Origin of the sequence: Amycolatopsis sp. cmx-4-83, assembly GCF_046548815.1 — a bacterium.
GTDB lineage: Bacteria > Actinomycetota > Actinomycetes > Mycobacteriales > Pseudonocardiaceae > Amycolatopsis > Amycolatopsis pretoriensis_A.
The window spans coordinates 377,762-394,832 of sequence record NZ_JAEBEF010000006.1; the positions used below are offsets into that span (position 1 = coordinate 377,762).

Consider the following 17,071-nt stretch of genomic DNA (forward strand, 5'->3'; position numbering starts at 1 on the left):
GTGTACCATCCGGTTTCAAGAGGAAGGGGTGACCGCTGTGGACGTCGACACCCGCCGGCACCGCCAGCGCCTGCTGGACGGCCTGGCCGCGTCGATCACCGAGACCGGCTTCCGCGACACGACGGTGGCCGACGTCGTCCGCCGCGCCCGCACCTCCCGCCGGACGTTCTACGAGCACTTCTCGAGTCGCGAAGAGTGCCTGATCGCGCTGCTGGCCGACGCGAACCGCGCGATGATCCAGCAGATCTCCGACGCGGTCGACCCCGCCGCGCAGTGGTCCCTGCAGGTGCGCCAGGCGATCGAGGCGTGGATCGCGTGCGCGGAGTCCGAGCCGGCGATCACGCTGAGCTGGATCCGCGACGTCCCCGCCCTCGGCGCCGCGGCCCGCGACCTGCAGCGCGACGCGATGGAGGGCTTCATCGCGATGACCCAGCGCCTCACGGACACGGCGTCGTTGCGCGCGGCGGGGATCAGCCCGCCGTCCCGCCAGGTGGCAGTGATCCTGCTGGGCGGCCTGCGCGAGCTGATCGCGACCACGGTCGAGGACGGCGGCCGCGCGGGCGACGTCACCGAGGTGGCGGTGCGGGCGTCGATCGCGCTGCTGGGGCCGGACGTGTCTCGAATTGCGACAGCCGGGCCGGTTTCCGGGTCTTAGCGTCGGAACCGGCCGGGCCCGGACGCCGCCGTCCAGGAGCCGACCGACGTGGTCGTGCGCGTCGACACCACCACGATCTGCGGCACCGACCTGCACATCCTGCAGGGCGACGTCGCCGCGGTCACCGACGGCCGGATCCTCGGCCACGAAGCGGTCGGCACGGTGACGGCGATCGGGGACGCCGTGCGCGCGTTCGCCGTGGGGGACCGGGTGCTCGTGCCAGCCATCACCCAGTGCGGGCGCGGGATGCCGTCGCACTGTCAGACGGTCGGCGGGATCGGCTGGATCTTCGGCCACCTCATCGACGGCACGCAGGCCGAGCTGGTGCGGGTGCCGTACGCGGACACCTCGCTCTACGCGGTGCCGCCGGAGGTCACCGACGAACAGGCGATCTTCCTCGCGGATTCGCTGCCGACGGGCTACGAGGTCGGCGTCCTGGCCGGCCGCGTCCGCCCGGGCGACACGGTGGCGGTGGTCGGCGCCGGCGCGGTCGGCCTGGCCGCGATCCTGACGACCGGGCTCTGGGGCGCAGCGAAGGTGATCGCCGTGGATTCCGACAAGTTCCGCCTCGAGAAGGCACTGGAGTTCGGCGCGACGGACGCGTTCGAAGCCGGCCCGGACACCCGCGCCGATGTGCTGGGCCTGACCGACGGCCTCGGCGTGGACGTGGCGATCGAAGCGGTCGGCTACCCGGAAACCCTGCGCACGGCGGCCTCCCTGGTCCGTCCGGGTGGCCGCATCGCGAACATCGGCGTCCACGGGGTGCCGGTCGAGCTGCCGATGCAGGAGATGTGGATCCGGAACTTGACGCTGACGATGGGCCTGGTCGACACGGTCTCGATCCCGACGCTGCTGAAGATGGTGGCGTCGGGCCGCATCCCGGCCGAGCACATGGGCACGCACCGGTTCACGTTCGGTGAGATGGAGGAGGCGTACGAGGTCTTCGCCAACGCGGCCGCGAACTCGGCGTTGAAGGTGGTCATCACCCCGTGAGCGGCTAGGTGAGTAATGCGTAAGTCCGGGTGGTGACCGGAGGCGGACGAAGGGTGTCCAAGGTCCGTTTGTGACGACGGACCTGAACACCCTTCTCACCGCACTCCACGTCAAGATCGACGACCACCTCACCGGCCGGCGCCTCCGAGGCCCGCCGGCTACGGTTCCTGCCCGGCCAATCCGGCTACAACCGCCGCCTGCGTGCCGCACTGCCACCGATCAAGCTCGTCACGCGCTGGCTGGCGGCCGACACCGACCTGTGGACCCCGGTGGAGTGGCCGGTCCCGGCCCACGGTCAAGCGTTAGGAGCTGGCCGGCTGGGCCAAGTACGGCTTCTGCCGTTCACACTCGCGCTGGTTCTGGGGACCGCGGCTGCTCATGGCGATCTGCGACCACTACCTCACCGAGTGCGGGGTCCGGCTGATTCGTCCGTCCTACCGCAACCGCAAGCCCGCGTCGCCCGACGCTTCCTGGCACTTACCGCCGCCATCCGGCACAACCGCGCCACCAGCCGGCCCATCACCCGATCCCTGACCGCTTACGACCACTGAACGAACTACGCATTACTCGTCTAGGTCATGGTGGGGTCGCCCAGCGCGAGCTCGGGCGGCCGCCCCGGCCGGGTGACCACGACGGCGGCCGACCCGAACGGCGACGTCGCGGCGCCCGGGCGGGACATCTCCACGCGCAACAGGCGCGCGCCGGTGACGTCGAGGTCGATGGCGGCCGGCTTCCCGGCGGTGACGTCGTGCTGGGCGCGCGGGGTCCCGTCGAGCACCACCCGGACCCGGCCGACCTGGAACTCGTCCCTGGCGTCGTCGGGGACGCCCGCGACGGTGCTGAACCGCTGGTAGTTCCCGCCCAGCTCCAGTTCGACGAACCCGGTTCCGGTCGCCGTCGGCGACGTCGGCCGCAGCACGATGCTCTCCTCGTAGTGCGTGCCGCCGATCGACGCCGGACCGCGGCGGACGCCGTTGCTGGCGCACAGCCACGGCAGCTCGCCCGCGGGCACTTCGCGCGGCTCGCGGGTCCCGCCGAGCCAAGTCCCGCGGCGGGGCATCGGGTACTGGCCCTGCCCGGTGATCGCGGCGATCAGGTCGGCGACGCCGGCTTCGGTGAACTCGTCGATCGAGTACCTCGTCGTCGAGTACGCGTTGAGGAAGGCCGGGATCTCGTCGATCGAACGGCCGGGCAGGACGACGGGAAGCACGCGTTCGGTCTCCCGGCGCAGATCCCGGGTGAGGTTGTCGCGGATGATCGCCGTCTCGAACTGGGACCCCCGGCCCTCGTGCGGCATCGCGGTGCCGTCGGCGCGGCGCTTGTAGTCGGGGGAGGCGACGACGAGGATGAAGTCCGCCTTCTCCAGGTTTTCGGTGGCCCACAACGACCAGTCCCGGCGCCTGTTGTCGTACCAGGCGTCGAGGTGCACGTCCAGGCCGATCCCGACGCGCAAAAACGACGCGAAGCGGTGCACGAGTTCCTTGTGCTCTGGGGTGTCGTGCGCGTAGGTGACGAACACCCGGGGCGCTTCACGGTCGGTCATCGGCAAAACGATTATCCGCCGGTTCGGCGTTTGTCAAGGTTTTCGAGTGGGCCGGAGATATTGTCCAGTGGTGGCCAGGTACTGGCATGATTCTGTCCAGTTTCCCGCCTTTCCCGGCCGCTCCGGCCCGGCCTAGGATGGCCGTTGCCTGGTGGGGAGCGGTGAAGGAGCGAGCGCACGCGTGTACGAGTACGACGTGTTCATCAGCTACCAACGCACCGGCCGGGACATTTCCGCGTGGGTGAAAAACCATTTCCACCCGCGGCTCTCGGAAGTGCTCGACAACAACCTCTACCGCGACGCGCGGATATTCTGCGACGACCGCGTGCCCACCGGGACCAGCTGGCCGGTCGAATGGCGCACGGCGTTGCAGCACACCCGCGTCCTGGTTCCGGTGTGCTCGCCGAAGTACTTCCGGGACGAATGGTGCCTGGCGGAGTGGTACTCCATGGCGAAGCGCGAGGAGCTGACCGCGGGGCCGCTGATCTACCCGGTGATCTTCTGCGACTCCCGGAACTTCCCGGACTGGGCCCACGAGCGGCGCATGCGCGACCTGCAGCAGTGGAACCACCCGTTCGAGCACTTCCAGCTGGCGCCGGCGTACCTCGAGTTCAACCACAAGATCGCGGAAATCGCCAAGGAACTGGAAGAACTCATCGAACGAGCGCCGGATTGGCGGGCGGACTGGCCGGTGCTGACGCCGGCTCCCGAGCCGTCGAAGCCGGCGCGGATGCCGAGGTTCTGACGGATGCCGGGTTCGGTGTTCACCTTCTACTCCTACAAGGGCGGTGTCGGCCGCAGCTTCACGCTGGCCAACATCGCCGTCCTGCTCGCCCGCTGGGGCCACCGGGTGCTCTGCCTGGACTGGGACCTCGAAGCGCCCGGGCTCGTCGACTACTTCCGGCCGCAGCTGCCGGGGAAACCGCGCGGGGGCGTGGTGGACCTCGTGGCGGACTTCCAGGCCGGCCGGTTCGCGCCGGGCGCGCACGTCACGCGGCTGCGGGGCGCCCGCGCGCTCGACTTCATCGCCGCCGGGAGCGAAGGGCCCGGGTACATCGGCCAGGTCCAGGCGATCGACTGGGACGTCCTGTACGACGAGGGGTTCGGCGAATACCTCGAGAAGTGCCGGGAGCAGTGGACCGCGGACTACGACTTCGTCCTCATCGACAGCCGCACCGGGATCTCCGACATCGGCAGCATCTGCACCGCGCACCTGCCGGACCACCTCGTGCTGCTGTTCACCGCGAACCGGCAGAGCATCCGCGGCGCGATGGAACTCGCGCGGCGCGCGGACGCGGCGCGGAACCTGCTGCCGTTCGACCGGTCCCGGCTGACCGTCCTGCCGGTCCTGTCGCGCTTCGACAACCGGGAGGAGTACGGCCGGTCGGAGGAGTGGCGGCGGATCGTCCTCGGGGAGACGGCCGAGCTGTACCGGACGTGGCTCGACCAGGGCGTCGCGCCGGAAACGATGTCCCGGCACCTGACGCTGCCGTACGTGTCGTACTGGAGTTTCGGTGAGCAGCTGCCGGTGCTGTCGGAGAAGACGCCGAGCGCGGACCAGATCGGGTTCGCGCTGGAGACGGTCGCGGCGGTGATCGCGTGCCGCTTCGACCGCACCGACCTGCTGGCGGAAAACCGCGACGCGTACGTCGCGGCGGTGCGCGCGAGCCGCCACGAGTTCACCCACGAACTGCGCGTCAGCATCCCGCGCTCGTCGGTGGGACCGGCGGCCGAGCTGGTCGCGGAACTGGAGAAGCTGGACGTCCGGGTCGTGAAGTCCCTGTCGGGCGACCGTTCCCTGCTGTCCAGGGCCGCGGACGACGCGCGCCACCTGTGCCTGGTCGTCGACGGCAAGGTGAGCCGCTGGCAGTCGGCGGAGGTCGAGCTGTTCCTGCACCGGACGCTCGGCCAGGACCGCCGGGTCATCCCGGTCCTGACGTCCGGCACGGAGGCGGCCGGCTTACCCGGCTACGTCGGCAACCTGCGCTACCTACGCCTCGGCGCCCGCGGCCCGGCGGAGGTGGCCCGCGACCTGGTCGGCCAGCTGCGCGGCTTCACCCCGCTGCTCGACGCGGTCGACGTCGCCGAAGTCCTGCACCAGGCCCGCGACGCGCACCTGCGCCCGTCCCGCTGGGACCTGGTCGACGAGCTGATCGAGGGCCTCCGCGCCGCGATCGGCGCCGGCGACGACGCCCGGGCCAACGACCTCGCGGCCGACCTGGCGGTGGCCACCCGCACCCGCCCCCCGAACGGCGACGTCCGCGACGGCGCCCCCCTGCCGACCCGCCACGCGATCGAGTGGCTCCTGCGCCTCCTCGAAACCCGCGCGAAAACCACGACGCAGCACCGGAAGGATCTCGAATGACGGACCGCTTGGGACAGAAGCAGACCGCGGCGATGTTCACGCTGATGGTGCTGGGCCGGGAGGTGTCCAACCAGGAGCTGGAGGAGGTCGTGGGGTTCACCCTCACGGGCACCGAACGCACGGGGCTGAACAAGCTCGGCTACGTCGACAGCGACCGGACGGGGCCCAAGCGGAGTTTCGTGCACGAGCTGAGCGAGAGCGGCTGGGCGTGGTGCGATCAGGAACTGACGATGGGCGGTCCGCCGCCGCAGCGGGGCCAGAGTCCCTTGGCCGCAGCGCTTTACGTCATGCTGGGGCGGCTGGCGGAGTACCTGCAGCGCGAGAAGCTCAAGCTTGCCGATGTCTTCGCCGGCGTCGAAGGCGGTCCGGCTGTGGCAACCGTGTCGGGCGGCAGCCTCGAGGACCGGATCCGCGTCGCCTACCGCGAGCTCGTGAAGGAGCCCCGGGGCTGGGTCGGCCTGGTCGACCTGCGGCCGAAGCTGGGTGCACCCGCGGCGGAAGTCGATGCCGTCCTGAAGGAACTGAGCCGCGCGGGAGAGGTGCACCTGGTCCCGGAGGACAACCGCAAGGCGCTCACCGCGGCCGACCACGAAGCGGCGATCCGCATCGGCGGCGAGGACAACCACTTCGTCGCGTTCGAGGCGTCGTGATGGACGAGCTGAAAGCACTGGCGACGCTGAGCTTCGACTGGGCGGACACCCCAGACCACGTCTGGCGGGATTCGCCGTACCACGTCGAGGGCTTGCACGCCGATGCGCTCGCCGCACTCGACACGGGGATCCGCGATGCGGTGACCAGCGACGGGCCCAGCCCGATCGGGCTCGTCCTGCGCGGCTTGAAGGGGGTCGGCAAGACCCACTTGCTGGGCCTCGTCCGGCGTCAGGTGCACCGCGCGCGGGGGTACTTCTTCCTCGACGACGTCACCGCCGCCGAGGCGTTCTGGGAAAACACGGCCGAGGCGCTGCGCCGTGGGCTGACCCGGCCGGACGATTCGGGTGAGTCCCAGCTGAAGCGGTTCCTGCTGCGCGTGTGCCTGCGGGCGCACGTCGCCGCCGAGGTCGAGGGGAGGATCCGGCGGGGGCGCGGGCTGACGGTGGAGGACGTCGAGGCGTTCGTCGACGGGGTGGCTTCGCTCGACGAGATGGTCGCCGACGAATGCGGGGACACCGCGCGGGCCCTCGTGCTCATCGCCAGCCGGGACCGCGGCGCCAAGTACATCGGCGAGGACTTCCTCGACGGCGACGCGGAGCTGACGTCGGAAGCCCGGCAGTGGAACATCTACTCGAGGCCGAAACCGTCCCGTGTCCTCGTCCAGGAAATCACGCGGCTGCTCGCCCTCACCGGGCCGGTCGTGATCGCCGTCGACCAGCTCGACACGCTCGTCGCGCGGTCGACGCAGGGCATGCTCCGCGAAGGCGTCGGGGACGACCTGCTCGTGGCGCAGATCGCCGACGGGCTGATGGGTCTGCGGGAGGTCACCCACAAGACCCTGACCGTGCTGGCTTGCCTGCCGTCGACGTGGGAGCAGATCAAGACCAAGGCGGCGGGAACCGTCCCGGATCGCTTCCGCGAATCGGTGATGCTCGGCCGGATCACCCACGCCGAAGTCGGGCGGGCGCTGGTCGAGAAACGGCTGGGCGTCGCCTACCAGGCCATGGAGTTCACCCCGCCCTATCCGAGCTGGCCCGTGGCGCCCGAGGCGTTCGACGAGCCGTGGGAGCAGTGGACACCGCGTGAGCTGCTGAAGCGGATCGGCGCGCACATCGACGCGTGCCTGCGCAGCGGGCAGGTCAGGGAGCTCTTTTCCTTCGACGAGAAGACCCCGGTGCCGGTCGCGCCCGTGCGCACGGCCGTCGAGAGTGACCGGTTCGCAGAGCTCGACAGTGAATTCGAAAAGCTGCAAGCGGAAGCCGATCCCGGGAAGCTGCTCGCCGAGAAGAGCGTCGACAAGGCCATGCCCGATCTCCTTTCCGCCGCCCTTCGGTGCTGGGTGACCGAAGTCGGGGATGACGATCTCGAGTGGTCGTGCGAGCGGCAGAACGCCCGCAGTGAGGTGCACGCCTGGCTCACGCGGACCCTCGACGAGGCCGCCGACCTCCAGGAGCACTGGGCCTTCCGGGCGATTCCCGCACGGGATCCGCGGGCCGCGCTGAGCCGGTTCCGGAAGGCGCGGTCCGCGGCGGGGCAGCGGCAAGGGGCGGACAACCGGCACCTCGTGATCCTGCGGGACGCCTGGGGAAAGGGCGCGAAGACGCGGGAAGAGGTGGACAAGTTCACGACCGCGGGTGGCAAGACGATCCCGCCGAGCGCGGCCGACGTCCGGATCTTCTGGGCCCTGGACAAGATGCTCGCCAACGGTGGCCGGGAACTGCATGAATGGCTGATCGACCGACGGCCCGCGAGCCGGTCCGAGTTGTTGTCCGCCGTCTTGCCGGAGAAGCCGTCGGGGCAGCCTGCCGAAGGGACCCATCCGCCACCGGCCGACGGGGAGATCACGCTCGGGACCGTCGTCGGGTCGGGGGAGCCGGTGCGGGTCGAGCTTTCCGCGCTGCGCAAGCACGCCGCCGTCTTCGCGGGGTCCGGGTCCGGGAAGACCGTGCTGCTCAGGCGGATCGTCGAGGAGTGCGCGCTGCTGGGCGTCTCCGCGATCGTCCTGGATCCCAACAACGACCTCGCCCGGCTCGGCGACGCCTGGCCGACGCCGCCGGAGAGCTGGGGGCCCGACGACGCCCAGCTCGCGAAGCGGTACCTCGCCGAGACCGACGTCGTCGTGTGGACGCCGGGGCGGGCGACCGGGCGACCGCTCGCTTTCCAGCCGTTGCCGGACTTCGCCGGCGTGCTCGACGACTCCGACGAGTTCGCCGCCGCCGTCGAGGTGGCCGTGGCGACCCTGGCTCCGCAGGCGCGGCTGACCGGGAGTACCGCGAAGACCAACATCGGGCTGGCCGTGTTGCGGCAGGCGGTCGTCGAGCACGCGAAGACCGGGTCGCGAAGCCTGCCCGAGCTGATCGAGCTGCTGACCGATCTGCCCGAGGACGTCAGCAACCTCAACGACGCCAAGCGCATCGCGGCCGGCCTGGCCGAGGTGCTCAAGGCGGCGATGGTCAACGACCCGCTCTTCGCGGGTGGCGGCGAACCGGTGGATCCGGGCGTGTTGCTGACTCCCGCGGACGGCAAGCGGGCCCGCGTCTCGGTGATCAGCTTCGTCGGGCTGCAGGCGGACGAGCAGCGGCAGAACTTCGTCAACCAGCTGCAGATGGAGCTGTTCGCCTGGATCAAGCGCAACCCGGCGGGGGAGCGGCCGCTGGGGGCGTTGTTCGTGATGGACGAAGCCCAGACGATGGCGTCGTCGGGGAGCCTCACGGCGAGTACGCGCAGCACGATCGTGCTCGCGTCGCAGGCCCGCAAGTACGGGCTGGGGCTGCTGTTCGCCACGCAGGCGCCGAAGGGGCTGCACAACCAGGTCGTCGGCAACGCGATGACGCAGTTCTTCGGCCGACTCAACAGCCCGGCCCAGATCGCGGCGGCCAACGAGCTGGCCCGCGCGAAAGGGAGTCCGGTTGCGGACATCTCACGGCTGGAGCGCGCGCAGTTCTACGTGGCGGGGGAGGCGTTCGGGTTCCGCCAGGTGGCGACGCCGCTGTGCCTGTCCCACCACCCGGCGAGCCCGCTGCGGCTGGAAGAGGTGATCGCCCGGGCCCGGGACGAGTGAGGCGTGTCGATCCGGGCGGAGTTCGTTCGACGCAGGGGTGAAGCGAACGCGACCCGAGGAGCACCCCATGATCCGCCTGTACATGTCCATGTCCATGTCCCTCGACGGCTACATCGCCGGTCCCGACGACCGGCCGGGCCAGGAGCTGGGCCGCGGCGGGGGACGGCTGTTCGACTGGCTCGACGAACGCCACGGTGCCGGACCCAGCGGCCGGGTCTACCGCGAGGCGTGTTCGACCGGCGCGCTGATCTCGGGACGGCGGACGTTCGAGCTGGCCGGCCGGTGGGGTGGCGACCACCACGACGGCGTGCCGATCAACGTCCTGACCCACCACGCGGACCCGGCAGACGCACTACCCGGCAGCGCGCGGTACTTCACGGACGTGGTGGCGTGCGCCGAGGAGTCCCGCGCGGCGGCCGGCGACCGCGGGGTCATGGTGCACGGCGCGGGTGCGGCGCAGGCCCTGCTGGCGGCCGGCGAGCTGGACGAGCTGGAGATCCACCTGGTCCCGGTCCTGCTCGGCGGCGGGCGGCGCCTGTTCGGCGAGTCGGACCCGGTCGAGCTGCGGCTGGTCCGCCGCCTCGAAGACCGCGACGTCACGCATCTGCGTTACGAGGTCGTGCGTTAGGACTGCTCGGCCTCGTACTGCGCGAGGATGTCGTGCGTCGCGTCGATCAACGCCGGCGCTTCGCAGACCTTGGCGAAGATCTCCGCGTACTGCAGCAGCACGAGCCGCAGCCGCTCCAGTTCCGCGCGCAGCTCCACCGACTTCTCCCACGCTGCCTCGTGGACGACCACCGCCGTGCCGTCGGGACGGCTCGCCTCCCACTCTTGCAACGCCGGGTGCCACCGGGCCAGTACCGGGCGCAGGACCGCGTTCAGCATCCAGATCGCCAGGTGGCCGAAGCGGTATTCACCCTTTCGAGGCGGCTTCGCCACGGACGGCCCGTACCGGCGCAGGATTTCCCGCGTCACGCCGAACAGCTGGTACAGCGAGCTGAGCGCCTCACGCAGGATGCCGTGGTCCGGAGCCAGCGGGGCCACCGTGACACGGGTGACCAGCTCGACGTACAGTTCCCACGCCGCATCGCGTTCGGCCTGGTCCGGGCGCCATTCGCCGGACAGTTTCGCCGGGCCCCAGCCCAGATCCACCCGCACCTTGTCGATGGGCATGTGCCGCCTCCCCGATCCGTCACCGAACGCAACGGCAGTCTACCTACGGTCGATCGTGCCGCCGTTCGTGTTACGGACCGTGCAGCTGCTCGTCGAGGTCGGCGTGGAAGCGGCCGGACTCGCACGGGCGGCCGAGCAGGATGCGGCGGGCCGCCTCGCCGCACAGCGCGCCGACGAGCGCGGCACCCGGTGCCGGCTGCGGCCGGTCGGCGTCCTCGATGGTCCGGAGCAGCTCGGTCCGGGAACTCGCGGTCAGCTCGAGGACGTCGACCGACTTCACGTCGCCGAGCAGGCCGTGCAGCAGCGGTCGGTCGGGTTCGCGGTCGAAGCGCTCGACGTCGAGCGTGCCGCGGCCGGTGGCCATCACGACCGGGATGCCGAGGTCGCGCGCGTACTCGCGGGCCGCGATCTTCGCCCACGGCGTAGCGCACCCCTCGACGAGCAGGTCGAGCCCGCCGGCGAAGAACCGCTCGATCGTTTCCGGGCTCAGTCCGGCCCGTTCGACCTCGACGTCGAGGTACGGGTCGAGCTCGGTCAGCTGCCGGGCCGTCAGCACCGCCTGGTCGACACCGATGTCGTGCAGGCCGCCGCGCAGGCGGTTCAGGCCGGAGGGCCCGAAGTCGGCCAGCTTGAACGCGCCGCCGATGCCCTCCCGCGCCAACGTCAGCGCCACGCTGTCGCCGTCCGACCGGCCGAGGACGCCGATCCGCCGGCCGGACAACTGCTTCCGGCCGGTGCGGGCCAGGCGGAACTCCTCGCGGGGCAGGACGTGCACCAGCCGCCCCGACCACGGGTACCACGCCCACGTGCCGTACTCCCACGGCTCGGTGCCGGCCAGCTGCTCGCGCTTCTCGCGCGCGATCTCGGTGGCGTCGCGGCACGCCGGTTCGCGGGCGCGGACCAGCTCGGTGAGCTGGTCGTCGATCGTGTCGTGGATGTCGCGGACGGCACCGGATGCCAGCAGCGCGTCGAGTTCGGCCGCGGCGTGCAGGACCGGCCGGAAGGTGTCGCGGTCGGGCGCCGCGGCGCCACGCGAGGTGACCCGGGTGGTGCGGGCTCCCGCGCCGGCGACGACCGGGAACTCGTCCCGCAGCCGGGTGATCAGGTCGTGGTGCTGCCCGCCGCCGTCGGCGACGCGGTGGAGCATGACGACGACGTCTTCGGTGTACTGCGGCACGTACCGGCGCGTGCCGCGGACGGGCCGGAAGCCGAAGCGCTCGTGGAAGCGGTCCTGGCCGTCCTTCGTGCCGGACGTGCCGATCACCGCCCGCGCGCCGAGGTGGTGGGCCGCGCCGATGGCCAGCGCGTTCAGGTGGAGCCCGAGCCCGAGCCGGCGGGCGCCGTGCTCGACGACGAGCCGGCTGGGCTCGAACACGCCCTCGGCGGGGAACCCCTCGGCCGCCAGGAGTTTTTCGTAGTCCTGGTCCCCGAGGAAGTCGCGGGACCGGAAGAACGCGCCCGTGTCCGGTGTGGACAGCCGGACGTACCCGAGCGGCGGGCCGCCGGGACTGCGTCGCGCGAGGAAGTGCCAGGCGCCGAAATCGAGGTTCCGGTCGTCGGCCTGGGTGCCGTCCGCGCGGCGGAACGCGGGGCGCCGGCCGTGGTCGACCACGATGCGGGCGCGCAGGGCGCGGACTTCGTCGAGCGCCGAGTGGTCGCCGTCGCCCGGCCGCGGGGCGAGGAACGCGGTGACGTGCCAGTCGGGCGTGTCCGGCACGGGCTCGCGCAGGCCGGGGCGGGTCAGGTGGGTCAAGTGTCGCCTTTTTCCGGAGATCGGGCCGGCGTGGTCCGGACCAGAGCGCGGAACTTTAGCAGCGCGGCCCGCACCCGGCTCGACGACGGCGGCGGGTCGGGAATTCTTTACCCACGAGGGAATCGGGGCACCACTCGAAGGAGTGGCGCGGGTGCTCGCGGTACGACGGAGAGCGTCCCGAGAGGGCGCCCGGTCCCGCGGGACCGGGCGCCCGCGGTCAGTCCGCTTCCGGGAAGTGGATGTCGGTGACGTGGACGTCCACGACCTCGACGTCGAGGCCCAGGTACTGCTCGACGGCGTCGATCACGGAGACCCGGATCTGCTCGCCGAGCGCCTTGACCGCGTGGCCGAAGGCGATCACCAGCGGGATGGTGATCCAGGCGACCTCGTCGGCGAGCTCGATCTTGATGCCGTCTTCGTCGACGCTGTGCACGCCTTCGGCCTTGGCGGTGACCCGGGTGACGATCTTCGCGACCACGCCGTCGGCCACCGTGGTGCTGCCGCGGGTGCCGGCGGCGGGCCGGACCTCGGCCGGGGCCGCTTCGGCGACCACGGTCTCGGCTTCGGCGATGACCGCCGCGGCGGCCGGTTCCACCTCCGCGACCGGCTCGGTTTCGACGACGGGCTCGGCCTCGGCGACGGGCTCGGTGGCCGGCTCTTCTTCGGCGACGGTCTCGGCTTCGGCGACCGGCTCCTCGGTCGTTTCCGTCTCGGCCGCCGGCTCGGAGTCGTCGTCGGTGACGGCGGTGTCCGCCGCCGTGTCGTCCTCGGTGGCGTCGGAGTCGGTGTCATCCTCGGCAACGGCGGCCGTGTCGTCGTCTTCGGCGCTGTCCTCTTCGGAGTCCGTCGCGGCCGTGTCGTCTTCGGCGGTCTCGGTGGTCTCGACCGCGGCCGTTTCCGCGGCGGCTTCGGGCTCGGGTGCGGAATCCGTGTCCTCGGCGCCGTCGGCCGGGGCCTCGGCGACCGCGGGTTCGGGCTCGGGGGTGCCGTAGGCGTACCCGCCGGAGCTGGGGTTTTCGTTCTTGGGGCGGCCGAAGATGCTGTTGATGACGTCGGACATGGGTTCCCTTCCCGGGGAGCGACGGCTCACTGTGGGGACGAACAGACGGGCGCCACTATAGGGTGAAGCCTGTGACGCGCGGCACAGGCCCCCACCTTCGAGACTCGCTTGTGTCCCAACGGATATCCGGCGCTCGCCGGGGTGATCACCGTCCGTCAGGTCCGGTTCGGCGATCCGTGATGACGCGCGGAAATGACGTCCAGGAATTGTCCACTTTCCGCCCAGCCGGCATTTCTTTCAGTCCGTTCGGAATAGGCGCGCGGGAACGCTCGAACCCAATGCGCGATATCCGGCGGGATTGAGGTGCAGGTGGTCGCCGACGTCGTAGGCCGGCAGCAGGCGCGTGGGGACCGCCGGGTCGCGGGCCACGCGGTCGAAGTCGAGGACCGCGTCGAAGTGGCCGGGCTCGCGGATCCACGCGTTCACCCGCTGACGCGCCGCTTCGCGCTCCGGTGCGTCGTAGCCGGTGTTGCCGCCGAACGGGGTCAGCGTCGCTCCGTACACCTCGATGCCGGCCGCGTGGGCGCGGACCACGATCTGGTCGTAGGCGTCGATCAGCTGCGCGGCCACGTCCGCGGCGGCGGCCGGGGTGGCCGTGCCGAGGTCGTTGACGCCTTCGAACACGATCGCCCACGACACGCCGCTCTGGGCGAGCAGGTCGCGGTCCAGGCGCGCCAGCACGTTCGGGCCGAGGCCGTCCTGCAGCACGCGGTTGCCGCCCGCGGCCTGGTTGAGCACGGCTGATGGGACCCGCGAGGCCAGCACGTCCGGCCAGCGGTCGTTGCCGTTCGTCGTCGAGCCGCGGCCGTCGGACAGCGAGTCACCGATCACCGCCACCGCCGAGGCCGGGGACAGCACTTCGACGCCGCTGAGGAAGTACCAGTGGTCCACGGCAGTCGCGCCGGGCAGCTCCGGCGCGGCCACCTGGTCACCGGGCACCAGGTACGACGTCGTCCGCGAGCCCGGGTGCGAAGTGACCGACAGGGACGCCTGGCCGTGCGCCAGGTACGTCGTCACGGCGATGTTCTCGAAGGGCCGCACCGGGAAGGGCAGCGGATCGGAGACCACCTGCGCGCCCACCGGAACCACCGTGCCCGCCTTGCCGTGGAACGTCACCGGTGCCGCGCTGCCCGGGACGACCGCCGAAACCCCGGCGGCCCCCGCGACCGGCCGCGCCACCGTGACCGCCGTGAGCGGCAGGGGCGCGCCGCCGAAGGCGTTCGAGAACCGCAGGCGGATGCGGGGCCCGCCGGCCGTGACGTGCGCCGTCTGCCGCAGGGAAGCGTTGTCCAGCACCCGGTTCGTGCCGGTGTAGGGCGCCGGCGGCAGGTTGCCCGGCTCGGTCAGCTGCGGCATCGACGTCCACGTCGCCACCCAGTGTGACGACGGCGGGCGGCCCGAGGCGCCGACGAACAACGCGGTAAGCAGCGCCAGCACGGCGATCAGCGAAGTGCGTCTCACAACGAGAACTCCGGGGTCAGGACCCGGTCGAAGCCGACGTGCCGGCGCGGCCCGGTCAGCGTGCAGTGCAGGGTCGCGACGATCTGCTCGCTCGACGTACCCACGCGCAGCTCGACGTCACCGGGGTCGACCTGGCGGCGCCCGGCGCGCCCGGTGTAGGAGGTCAGGTCCGCGTGCAGCCCGATGTCTAGCACCACGCTCGCGCCCGGGGCCACGGTGACCCGGCGCGCCGCGATCAGCTGCCGCTCGGGTCGCGCCACCTCGGCGACCGGGTCGTGCAGGTACACCTGGACGACTTCGGAGGTCTCGCGGTCGTGGTCGTTGCGCAGCGTCACCCGGACCCGGCAGACGCCGTCGGTCGGCCAGAGCGAACCCGTCGCGCTGACGTCCACCCAGGTCGCCGGGGCGTAGGAAAGCCCGTGGCCGAAGGGGAACAGGGGAGTGGGGTCGACCGTGCTCACCTCGCTGCGCCGGCCGAGCGGTGCCGCCAGGTAGGTCGACGGCTGGCTCGCGCCGGCCGCCGGGAAGCTCACCGGCAGCCGGCCGGCCGGGTCGATCCGTCCACTGAGGACGTCCGCCAGCGCGGGCGCGCCTTCTTCGCCGGGGTAGAACCCGCACACCACCGCGGCCAGCCGCGGCAGCTGACGCGAAAGCTCGTACGGCCGGCCCGAAAGCAGCACCAGGACGACCGGCTTGCCCGTGTCCAGCAACGCGTCCAGCAGTTCCTCCTGCCGGCCGGGCAGCCGCAGGTCGGGCGCGTCGCAGCCTTCGCCGGACGTGCCGCCGCCGAACAGCCCGGCCCGGTCGCCCAGCACGGCCACGCACACCGCCGCGTCCGTGCACGCCGACACGGCCTCCGCGATCCCTTCGTCGTCCCCGCCGGTGACCGGGCAGCCGAGGGCGTAGGTGACGTCGTGGGCGGAGCGCAGCGCTTCCACCACCGTCGGCACCGAGACACCGAACGGGACGTCGGGGTGGTGCACGCCGACGTGCAGCGGGAACGAGTAGCAGCCGAGCATCGCGCCCGCCGCGTCCGCGCGCGGCCCGACGACGGCGAGCTTCGCGCCGGGGGCCAGCGGCAGCGTCCCGTCGTTGTGCAGCAGCACGATCGACTTCTCGGCCACCTCGCGCGCCATCGCCCGGGAGCCGGCGTCGTCGAGGTCGATCTCCTCCGGGAACTCGGGCGCCCAGTCCGCGTCGAGCAGGCCCAGCTCGCACTTCTGCCGCAGCACGCGTTCGAGGGCGCGGTCGACGACGGCGGCGTCGACCGCGCCCCCTTCCACCGCGGCGAGCAGCGGCTCGCCGTAGCAGTCCATGGTCGGCAGTTCCACGTCGATCCCGGCGGCCAGCGCCTGCCCGGCCGCGTCGCCGCGGTCGGCCGCGACGCCGTGCAGCCGGTGCAGGAACGCCACGGAGAAGTAGTCGGCGACGACCGTGCCGTCGAAACCGTAGGTGTCGCGCAGGAGCCCGGTCAGCAGCTCCGCGTCGGCGGCGGCCGGGAGGCCGTCGGTGTCGGTGTAGGCGTTCATCACCGACCGCGCGCCCGCCCGCAGCGCCAGCTCGAACGGCGGGAGCAGGACGTCCGCGATTTCGCGCGGCCCGGCGGAAACCGGCGCCAGGTTGCGCCCGGCCCGCGAGGCGGAGTAGCCGACGAAGTGCTTCAGCGTCGCGACGATACCGGCCGACTCGAGGCCGGCGACGTACGCGCTGCCGATCGTGCCGACCAGGTACGGGTCTTCGCCGATGGTCTCTTCGACGCGGCCCCAGCGCAGGTCCCGGGCGACGTCGAGAACCGGCGCGAGCCCCTGGTGCACGCCGAGCCCGCGCATCGTCGCGCCGATCCGCGCCGCCATCCGCCGCACGAGGTCCGGGTCGAACGTCGCACCCCACGACAGCGGGGCCGGGTAGATCGTGGCCTGCCACGCGGCCAGCCCGGTCAGGCATTCCTCGTGCACCACGGCGGGGATCCCGAACCGGCTGCTGGACACGATCTGCCGCTGGGTTCGCGCCAGGCTGTGCGCGCCGATCACCGGGTCGACCGGGCGGGTGCCGAACACCCGGGTCAGCTGCCCGATGCCGTGGCGGACCAGGTCGTCGAAGTCGACCGACGGGTCGACGAAGTCGTGCTGGTGCGGGGCCATCTCGCCACCGGAGTCGATGCCGACCCACACGCCGTAGAGCTGGGCGAGCTTTTCGCGGAGGCTCATGCGGGCCATCAGCGCGCGGACGCGCTCGCCCGGGTCGGCTGTGGCGTCGCGCCACGGCTCCGGCGCCGTGGTGGGCTGCGTGGTCAAGGCTTTCCGCCCTTCATGAGAGATTCTTCGGGGGTTCCGGGTGGCGGAGCCCCCGGCCCGGG

Annotated in this window: 13 protein-coding genes; 7 read left to right on the forward strand and 6 right to left on the reverse strand. The window is 71.7% G+C overall.

Features of this window, described 5'->3' with window-relative positions; genetic code table 11:
* The first annotated feature begins 28 nt into the window (after positions 1–28).
* Together ACLJQM_RS20555 and ACLJQM_RS20560 are read left to right on the forward strand one after the other, a co-directional pair.
* Complete coding sequence (locus ACLJQM_RS20555; RefSeq protein WP_247023588.1) at positions 29–655, forward strand: TetR/AcrR family transcriptional regulator; 627 nt, start codon at positions 29–31, stop codon at positions 653–655.
* 48 nt (positions 656–703) lie between these two features.
* Positions 704–1,648: a zinc-binding dehydrogenase gene (locus ACLJQM_RS20560; protein ID WP_410632404.1), complete on the forward strand. Its 945-nt coding sequence runs from the start codon at positions 704–706 to the stop codon at positions 1,646–1,648.
* Between the two features lie 571 nt (positions 1,649–2,219).
* Here ACLJQM_RS20560 and ACLJQM_RS20565 read toward each other — a convergent pair.
* Positions 2,220–3,191, reverse strand: a complete 972-nt coding sequence (locus ACLJQM_RS20565) for an SEFIR domain-containing protein (RefSeq protein WP_247023585.1) — start codon at positions 3,189–3,191, stop codon at positions 2,220–2,222.
* A gap of 181 nt (positions 3,192–3,372) precedes the next feature.
* On the opposite strand from ACLJQM_RS20565, the gene ACLJQM_RS20570 reads away from it, so the two are divergent.
* The 5 genes from ACLJQM_RS20570 to ACLJQM_RS20590 all read left to right on the forward strand — a co-directional run bounded on the left by ACLJQM_RS20570 (position 3,373) and on the right by ACLJQM_RS20590 (position 9,896).
* Complete coding sequence (locus ACLJQM_RS20570; RefSeq protein ID WP_247023584.1) at positions 3,373–3,936, forward strand: TIR domain-containing protein; 564 nt, start codon at positions 3,373–3,375, stop codon at positions 3,934–3,936.
* Positions 3,937–3,939: 3 nt separating this feature from the next.
* On the forward strand, positions 3,940–5,556 hold the full coding sequence (locus ACLJQM_RS20575) for a KGGVGR-motif variant AAA ATPase (RefSeq protein WP_410632405.1): 1,617 nt from the start codon (positions 3,940–3,942) through the stop codon (positions 5,554–5,556).
* Complete coding sequence (locus ACLJQM_RS20580; RefSeq protein ID WP_410632406.1) at positions 5,553–6,206, forward strand: hypothetical protein; 654 nt, start codon at positions 5,553–5,555, stop codon at positions 6,204–6,206. Before ACLJQM_RS20575 ends, ACLJQM_RS20580 begins: the two co-directional genes overlap by 4 nt.
* Positions 6,206–9,268, forward strand: a complete 3,063-nt coding sequence (locus ACLJQM_RS20585; RefSeq protein ID WP_410632407.1) for an ATP-binding protein — start codon at positions 6,206–6,208, stop codon at positions 9,266–9,268. Before ACLJQM_RS20580 ends, ACLJQM_RS20585 begins: the two co-directional genes overlap by 1 nt.
* Positions 9,269–9,335: 67 nt before the next feature.
* The gene (locus ACLJQM_RS20590) at positions 9,336–9,896 is read left to right on the forward strand and encodes a dihydrofolate reductase family protein (protein WP_410632408.1); all 561 of its coding nucleotides are present in this window, start codon (positions 9,336–9,338) and stop codon (positions 9,894–9,896) included.
* Here ACLJQM_RS20590 and ACLJQM_RS20595 read toward each other — a convergent pair.
* The 5 genes from ACLJQM_RS20595 to ACLJQM_RS20615 form a co-directional block, all read right to left on the reverse strand.
* Positions 9,893–10,441: a hypothetical protein gene (locus tag ACLJQM_RS20595; protein WP_410632409.1), complete on the reverse strand. Its 549-nt coding sequence runs from the start codon at positions 10,439–10,441 to the stop codon at positions 9,893–9,895. The genes ACLJQM_RS20590 and ACLJQM_RS20595 overlap by 4 nt on opposite strands.
* A 70-nt stretch (positions 10,442–10,511) precedes the next feature.
* Complete coding sequence (locus ACLJQM_RS20600; protein ID WP_410632410.1) at positions 10,512–12,194, reverse strand: ubiquitin activation protein; 1,683 nt, start codon at positions 12,192–12,194, stop codon at positions 10,512–10,514.
* 217 nt (positions 12,195–12,411) lie between these two features.
* The gene (locus ACLJQM_RS20605; RefSeq protein WP_410632411.1) at positions 12,412–13,254 is read right to left on the reverse strand and encodes an Asp23/Gls24 family envelope stress response protein; all 843 of its coding nucleotides are present in this window, start codon (positions 13,252–13,254) and stop codon (positions 12,412–12,414) included.
* Between the two features lie 237 nt (positions 13,255–13,491).
* Positions 13,492–14,715, reverse strand: a complete 1,224-nt coding sequence (locus ACLJQM_RS20610; RefSeq protein WP_410632412.1) for an SGNH/GDSL hydrolase family protein — start codon at positions 14,713–14,715, stop codon at positions 13,492–13,494.
* The gene (locus ACLJQM_RS20615; protein ID WP_360769058.1) at positions 14,712–17,009 is read right to left on the reverse strand and encodes a beta-glucosidase family protein; all 2,298 of its coding nucleotides are present in this window, start codon (positions 17,007–17,009) and stop codon (positions 14,712–14,714) included. The genes ACLJQM_RS20610 and ACLJQM_RS20615 overlap by 4 nt, the downstream gene beginning before the upstream one ends.
* Positions 17,010–17,071: the final 62 nt, after the last annotated feature.